Annotated in this window: 7 protein-coding genes; 3 read left to right on the top strand and 4 right to left on the bottom strand. The window is 67.1% G+C overall.

The annotated features are described in order from the left end of the window. On the top strand, window positions 1-300 hold a 300-nt coding region (locus J9893_RS08035), incomplete at its 5' end, for a zinc ribbon domain-containing protein (protein ID WP_193550747.1). 136 nt (window positions 301-436) lie between these two features. Here the strand turns inward: J9893_RS08035 and J9893_RS08030 are convergent. Beyond that, window positions 437-640 carry a DUF3955 domain-containing protein gene (locus J9893_RS08030; protein WP_049636791.1) on the bottom strand — a complete coding sequence of 68 codons (204 nt, stop codon included), beginning with the start codon at window positions 638-640 and terminating at the stop codon, window positions 437-439. A 143-nt stretch (window positions 641-783) separates the two neighbouring features. Then, the gene (gene gdhA / locus J9893_RS08025; protein ID WP_041212764.1) at window positions 784-2127 is read right to left on the bottom strand and encodes an NADP-specific glutamate dehydrogenase; all 1344 of its coding nucleotides are present in this window, start codon (window positions 2125-2127) and stop codon (window positions 784-786) included. 571 nt (window positions 2128-2698) lie between these two features. On the opposite strand from gdhA, the gene rluF reads away from it, so the two are divergent. Next, a complete protein-coding gene (gene rluF, locus J9893_RS08020) occupies window positions 2699-3712 on the top strand; it encodes a 23S rRNA pseudouridine(2604) synthase RluF (protein WP_010674196.1) in 1014 nt (337 codons plus the stop codon). Window positions 3713-3798: 86 nt separating this feature from the next. Here rluF and J9893_RS08015 read toward each other — a convergent pair whose 3' ends face one another. Both J9893_RS08015 and J9893_RS08010 read right to left on the bottom strand, forming a co-directional pair. Continuing rightward, complete coding sequence (locus tag J9893_RS08015; protein WP_049636792.1) at window positions 3799-5031, bottom strand: MFS transporter; 1233 nt, start codon at window positions 5029-5031, stop codon at window positions 3799-3801. After that, entirely contained in the window at window positions 5024-5533 is a 510-nt protein-coding gene (locus J9893_RS08010) for a nucleoside deaminase (RefSeq protein WP_041212766.1), read from the bottom strand. The genes J9893_RS08015 and J9893_RS08010 overlap by 8 nt, the downstream gene beginning before the upstream one ends. A gap of 116 nt (window positions 5534-5649) precedes the next feature. On the opposite strand from J9893_RS08010, the gene J9893_RS08005 reads away from it, so the two are divergent. Beyond that, the gene (locus tag J9893_RS08005) at window positions 5650-6492 is read left to right on the top strand and encodes a LysR substrate-binding domain-containing protein (protein ID WP_113070668.1); all 843 of its coding nucleotides are present in this window, start codon (window positions 5650-5652) and stop codon (window positions 6490-6492) included. The last annotated feature ends 4 nt before the right edge of the window (window positions 6493-6496 follow it).

Below are 6496 nucleotides of genomic sequence, written 5' to 3'. Positions count from 1 at the left end.
TTTGAGCTGCGCCGCCAGCTCGAATATAAGCAGGCATGGCGAGGCGGTCAGGTGTTGGCGATAAACCCGGCCTACACGAGCCAGCAGTGCGCCTGTTGTGGGCATACTGCGAAGGATAACCGCCAGACGCAAAGCCAGTTTAAATGTGCTGCGTGTGGTTATGAGGCGAACGCCGATGTGAACGGCGCTCGCAATATTTTAGCGGCGGGACACGCCGTTTTAGCCTGTGGAGGCGTGGTGCAATCAGGCCGCCCGATGAAGCAGGAACCCGGTACTGCGCGAGCAGCTATCACCCAGTAATGGGAATCCCCCTCCTGTGACGCGAAGCGCTAAGGTGGGGGAGGATGTCAACGAATCGGTCTATTGCCTGGACCCGGATTAGAACCTCATCGAGATCAGCCGCTATTGCTGAGCTCTTGGCACCTTGCGATTTGTGTCATTGCTCCCTGGTGCGCCCCTTGCGCAGCAGAGGGATCACGGTGAGCACCATGCCGGTGAAGAGCAGCAGATAGCCCAGGGGCAGCAGGGCAAAGGGCTCGTGCAGGAAGCCCTGGGCATCGAGGGTGGAGCCCAGCAGGTTGAAGGCCACAAAGCAGCCGAGCCCGGCCAGGATCAGCAGGGCACCTGTTTTCATCGTCATCTTGTCATCCTCGTCAGCGAGATGGAGCGGATGGGAGACTTTCATGCCTGGGTGAAGAGAGTGTGAAGTCGCGCCAGGCACAAAACACAACGGCAGCCCAAGGGCTGCCGTTGTGTTGAGGGTGAAGCCCCGGGCCAGGGCGCTCAGCAGACCCCTTGCGCCAGCATGGCGTCGGCGACCTTGACGAAGCCGGCAATATTGGCGCCGCTTTCGTAGTTCACATGGTCATCATCCTGACCGTAACGGACACAGGTGGCATGGATACTGGTCATGATCCCCTTGAGGCGGGCGTCCACCTCCTCCCGGGTCCAGGAGAGGCGCTGGGCATTCTGGCTCATCTCGAGGCCCGAGGTGGCAACCCCGCCGGCGTTGGCCGCCTTGCCCGGGGCGAACAGCACCTTTGCTTCGTGGAAGAGGCGGATGGCGGCGGCGCTGGAGGGCATGTTGGCCCCCTCGGCCACCAGCTGCACGCCGTTGGCAATAAGCTGCGCCGCATCTTCGGCATCTAGCTCGTTCTGGGTGGCGCAGGGGAGGGCGACGTCGGTCGCCAGGTGCCAGGGGGTGCGGCCGCTGAAGAACTCGAGCCCGAGCTCGTGGGCGTAATCCGCCACCCGCTTGCGCTGCTCGTTTTTAAGCGCCATCAGACGGGCCAGCTTCTCGGGGGTGAAGCCGTCCGGATCATAGACGGTGCCGCCGGAGTCGGAGGCGGTGATGACGCGGGCGCCGAGGGCCATCGCCTTCTCGATGGCGTATTGGGCCACGTTGCCCGAGCCCGACACCGAGACCCGCAGGCCATCGAGGGACTGGCCGCGATGGGCCAGCATGGCGTCGACAAAGTAGAGCAGGCCGTAGCCGGTGGCTTCCGGACGAATGAGGCTGCCGCCAAAGGAGAGTCCCTTGCCGGTGAAGACGCACTCGGCGCTGTTGGTGAGCTTCTTCATCATGCCCGCCATGTAGCTCACCTCGCGCCCGCCCACCCCGATGTCGCCCGCCGGCACGTCGGTGTTGGCCCCCAGGTGGCGATAGAGCTCCAGCATGAGGGCCTGGCAGAAGCGCATCACTTCTCCTTCGCTCTTGCCCTTGGGATCGAAGTCGCTGCCCCCCTTGCCGCCCCCCATGGGCAGGGTGGTGAGGGCGTTCTTGAAGGTCTGCTCGAAGGCGAGGAATTTCAGCACCGAGAGATCCACCGAGGGGTGGAAGCGCATGCCGCCCTTGAAGGGGCCGATGGCGGAGCTGTGCTGCACCCGGTAGCCGCGATTCACCTGCACCTGGCCCTGGTCATCCACCCAGCTCACCCGAAACTGCACCAGGCGCTCGGGTTCCACCAATCGCTCCAGCAGGCCGTGTTGCAGGTAGCGGGGGTGGCGCTCCACATAGGGCCAGATGGAGGCGATCACCTCGCTCACGGCCTGGATGAACTCGGGCTGGTGAGGGTTGCGGCTGGCGACCTGGGCCAGGAAGGCCTCCTGGGAGAGGGAATGACTCATCTTTAACTCCTGTCGTGAATGATGAAAGTGGCGTCCTGCCAGAGAGGGGACCATGCCCGTCTTCAGGGTTCGCGGGGCTCAAGGGGCCCGTTGTTGCGCCCCGATGGGGGTGTCATTTCCCGTCGTCGGCGGGTCAGAGCAGATAATTCGCGATGACCAAAATCTTTTTATGCATTTTTTCTGGATAAATATCAAGCGTTAGATCATCTGGCTATCTGCCGAAGGCCGCACCCTATCTTCGGCGGCGGGGGCCCGGCCCATGAAGTGAGCACCATGAAGTGAAAAGAGGCGGGGAGTGCGCGGTGCAGCCCAATCAGGGCCGCGGCGTCACCGCACGCTGGATAATGGGGGGCCTGCTGCTGCATCAGGGGCAGCACCCCCTGTGAGCCAGCGGGCAGGGGGCGACGGGGCCGGGCGCGTGCGCGTGCAATGTGCTACTGTAGCGGCGTTTTTTGCCGAACATGCAGGGCGCAGGCCCTTATTTCATGGAGTTGTATGCAGACGAACCCGACCACAGCGCGGCTGATCCAGCCAGCCATTCTCAAGGCCCATCCGACCCGGGAGGTGACCCATGCTGGCCGATGAATCCATGCGCCTGAACAAATACATCAGCGAGAGCGGCATCTGCTCCCGTCGTGAGGCCGATCGTTTCATCGAGCAGGGCAACGTCTTCATCAACGGCAAGCGGGCCGGGGTGGGAGATCAGGTGTTTGCCGGGGATCTGGTCAAGGTCAACGGTCAGGTGATCGAGCCGCGCGAAGCCGACAGCCTGGTCTTCATCGCCCTCAACAAGCCGGTGGGCATCGTCAGCACCACGGAGGCGGGGGAGAAGGACAACATCGTCGACTTCGTCAACCACAGCACCCGCATCTTCCCCATCGGTCGCCTCGACAAGGACTCCCAGGGGCTCATCTTCCTCACCAACCACGGGGATCTGGTGAACAAGATCCTGCGGGCGGGCAACGATCACGAGAAAGAGTACCTGGTGACCGTGGACAAGCCGGTGACCGACGAGTTCGTCCGGGGCATGGCGGCCGGGGTGCCCATCCTCGGCACCGTCACCAAGAAGTGCAAGGTGAAACGAGAGGCGCCCTTCGTGTTTCGCATCACCCTGGTGCAGGGGCTCAACCGCCAGATCCGCCGCATGTGCGAGCACTTCGGCTTCGAGGTGACCAAGCTCGAGCGCATCCGCATCATGAACGTCAGCCTCAAGGGGCTGCCGGTGGGGGAGTGGCGCGACCTCACCGACGACGAGCTGATCGAGCTGTTCAAGCTCATTGAGGACTCCTCCTCCGAGGCGAAACCGGCCAAGGGGGCTCAGGTTGCCAAGCCCAAGGCGGCTGCGGCCGGCACCCCGGCCCAGGGCAAGAAGCCGCGGCGCAGCGACGATCACGAGATTGGCGGGCGGCCCAATGTGCCGGGTCCCGAGGCCTTCGAGAAGAAGAGCCCCGCAGGCAAGGGCGGGGCGGGCAAAGGGGCTGCCAGCAAAGGGGCAGCAGGTAAAAGCGCGCCCGGCAAGGGGGGCAAACCCGCCCCGGGCAAACCGCGGCCAGGGCAGGGCGGGCGCCAGAAGAAGGGGCGCTGAGCGCCAGGCCTTCCCGCACCCTGATGCACAACACCGGCCTTGGCCGGTGTTGTGCTTTCTGGCCCCCAAGGCCGGTGCTCGCCGGATCAGGCAGGTTTGTGGCCTGCCGTCTGCACAGCCATGGCCTGCTCCGGGGGCAGGCCCATGGCCCTTGGGTAGTGGCGCGGGTTGAGACGCACCACCAGCAGGCTCATCAGGACCAGGGCGCCGAGCTGCCACTGCCAGGCGGCGGCGAAGTCACCGCTTGCATGGTGCAGGCGGGCCGCCACCCAGGGGCCGGTAGCCGCCACCATGAAGCCGACGCCCTGCATCAGGGCGCAGAGGGCGCCCGCCCGGCGCGGGTCGGGCAGGTGATCCAGCGCAATCACCATGATGAGGGAGAAGCTCCCCCCAAGCCCGGCGCCGCACAGCAAACACCAGAGCAGGGGGGCGGTCTGAGGAGCGAGCCAGAGGCCGCCAAAGCCCGCCAGCTGCATGGCGATGGCCAGCGCCATCCAGGGGCGGCGGTCCAGCCGACCGGCTGCCAGCAGGGGCAGGCCAAGGCCGCTCGCGGTCTGGGCCAGGGCGAGCCAGGCCACCAGCTCGCCCCCTTGCTGGGCGCTCCAGCCCGCCGCCATGTAGGCCGGGGCCAGCCAGGCTACGACGATGCCGTAGCCGCTGTTGATGATGCCAAAGCAGGCGATGAGCAGCCAGGTGCGGGGCAGGGGGAGCAGCCGCTGCTCCCCGGTGGGGGCGGGCGTGCTGGCCGGGGCAGGCAGGGGCACCCGCCAGGCCAGCCAGCCGAGGGCCAGCAGCACCGGCAGGCCCCAGAGCGCCAGCGCCCGAGACCAGTCCAGATACTCGGCAAGGCGCGGGGTGAGCACGGCCCCGAGCGCCCCGCCCCCCATCATGCAGGCGGAGAAGATCCCCATCACCAGGGGCACCTTTTGGGCGAACCCCTCCTTGATGAGGCCGGGCAGTACCCCCTGCACTAGGGCCGAGCCCAGCCCGCACAGGGCGGCGCTGGCGATGAGCAGGGCGCCGCTCGCCAGATCGACGCGCAGGGCGCTGCCAAGGGCGAGCAACAGCAGGGCCGTCCCGAGCAGGGGGCGCGGGCCCGTGCGACCCAGGAGCGCCGGGGTGAGCAGCACGCCGACCCCGATAAGCCAGAGGGGCAGCAGGGTGACCCAGGCCAGGGTATCTACCCCGAGGGCCAGCCTCGCGTCGATGCGAGGGGCCAGGGGGCCGATGGCGGTGAGGAAGGGGCGCAGGTTGAGGGCGATGAGGATCACCAGCACCAGCAAGGCGCCGCTGCCCGGGGGGAGGCGGCGCTTATGCATGGGGCAGGGGACCGTAGAGGGTTTCGGCCGCGATGGGGCTCGCCAGCTTGATGAGGGGCAGGGGCGGCGGGCACAGGGGCAGTCGCAGGGCCGCGTAGGCCGCGCGGCTGTCATAGCCGAAGGGGGCGGCATCGTCGTTGTCAAAGGCGTAGTAGACCGCCTGGATGCCGTTCATCACCAGGGCCGACAGGCACATGGGGCAGGGGTGCCCGCTGGCATAGACGATGGCCCCTGCCAGCGGCCCCTGGCGACTCCCTTCCCGCAGCGCTTCCAGCTCCGCGTGACGGGTGGGGTCCCCCGCCTCCAGCATGCGGTTGACGGCGCTCGCCACCAGCCGGTTCTCCCTCACCAGCAGGGCGGCGAAGGGGCGTCCCCCTTGCTGGCGATGGGTCAGGGCCAGGTGCAGGGCCTGCTCCAGCCACTCCTGATGGCTGGGGGCCGAGGCGGCGGTGAGGGAGTTGAGGAGGCGGGCACCGGACTGGGAAGGGGGTGGCATGGTCATATCCTGGCAAAAAAGGGGGAGGACAGCAGCCTAGAGGGTCGCCGCATCATTTGGAAATTAAATGATAAAATGACTTCCAGTGGTTTTATAAATGGAGATTGCCCATGGAGCGCCCCCTGCTGGACCCCCAATTGCTGCAGAGCTTCGTCGCCATCGTCGAAACCGGCAGCTTTACCCGCGCCGCCGAGCGTATCCACCTCACCCAGTCCACCCTGAGCCAGCAGATGCGCCGCCTGGAACAGCAGCTGGGCTGCACCCTGCTCGACCGATCCGGCCGCCAGGTGGTGACCACGGCCCAGGGGGAGACCCTGCTCGGGCTGGCGCGCCGCATCCTGGGGCTGCTGGCCCGGGCGGGGGAGCGGGTGAGCGAGGCGAGCCACCCCCTGCGCCTCGGGGTGCCGGAGGATTTTGCCGCGGGGGCCATGATCCCGGTGCTGGCCGCCTTCGCCCGCGCGCACCCTCAAGTGCGGCTGGAGGTACAAAGCGATCTCAGCCATGCCCTGTGGCAGGCATTCGAAGGGGGAGAGCTGGATCTGGCCCTCATCAAGCAGGGGCGCGGCCAGGGGGAGCCCATCGCCCGCTGGCGCGAGCCCCTGGCCTGGGTTGACAGCCGGGAGTGGCCCGCCGCCGGGCGCGACCCCCTGCCTCTGGTGGTGTTTCCAAGCGAGGGGCTCTACCGGCGCCAGATGACCGACGCCCTGGATGCCGAGGGGATCCCCTGGCGCATCGCCTACGTGAGCGGCAGTCTCGCCAGCCTGCAAGGGGCGGTGAGCGCGGGGATCGGGGTCAGCCTGCTGCCGGCGCGCCTGCTGCAACCGGATCAGGTGGTGCTGGCTCACTGGCCTGCGGTGCGCTCGGTGGAGCTGGCCCTGCACCAGGGGCCGGGCACGAGCGAGCCCCTCGCCCGCCTGGGGGAGGCGCTGATCGCGCTCTGTGACGAGGTGATGGGGCCGAGGTAGCCCG

The organism is Aeromonas sp. MaB10011B (assembly GCF_017939325.1).
GTDB lineage: Bacteria > Pseudomonadota > Gammaproteobacteria > Enterobacterales > Aeromonadaceae > Aeromonas > Aeromonas caviae.
This window is presented reverse-complemented; position numbering and strand designations above follow the sequence as displayed.

Coding starts and splice junctions, on each gene's coding strand:
- J9893_RS08030 (WP_049636791.1), bottom strand. CDS start 640: ATGACGATGAAAACAGGTGCCCTGCTGATCCTGGCCGGGCTCGGCTGC.
- gdhA (WP_041212764.1), bottom strand. CDS start 2,127: ATGAGTCATTCCCTCTCCCAGGAGGCCTTCCTGGCCCAGGTCGCCAGC.
- rluF (WP_010674196.1), top strand. CDS start 2,699: ATGCTGGCCGATGAATCCATGCGCCTGAACAAATACATCAGCGAGAGC.
- J9893_RS08015 (WP_049636792.1), bottom strand. CDS start 5,031: ATGCATAAGCGCCGCCTCCCCCCGGGCAGCGGCGCCTTGCTGGTGCTG.
- J9893_RS08010 (WP_041212766.1), bottom strand. CDS start 5,533: ATGACCATGCCACCCCCTTCCCAGTCCGGTGCCCGCCTCCTCAACTCC.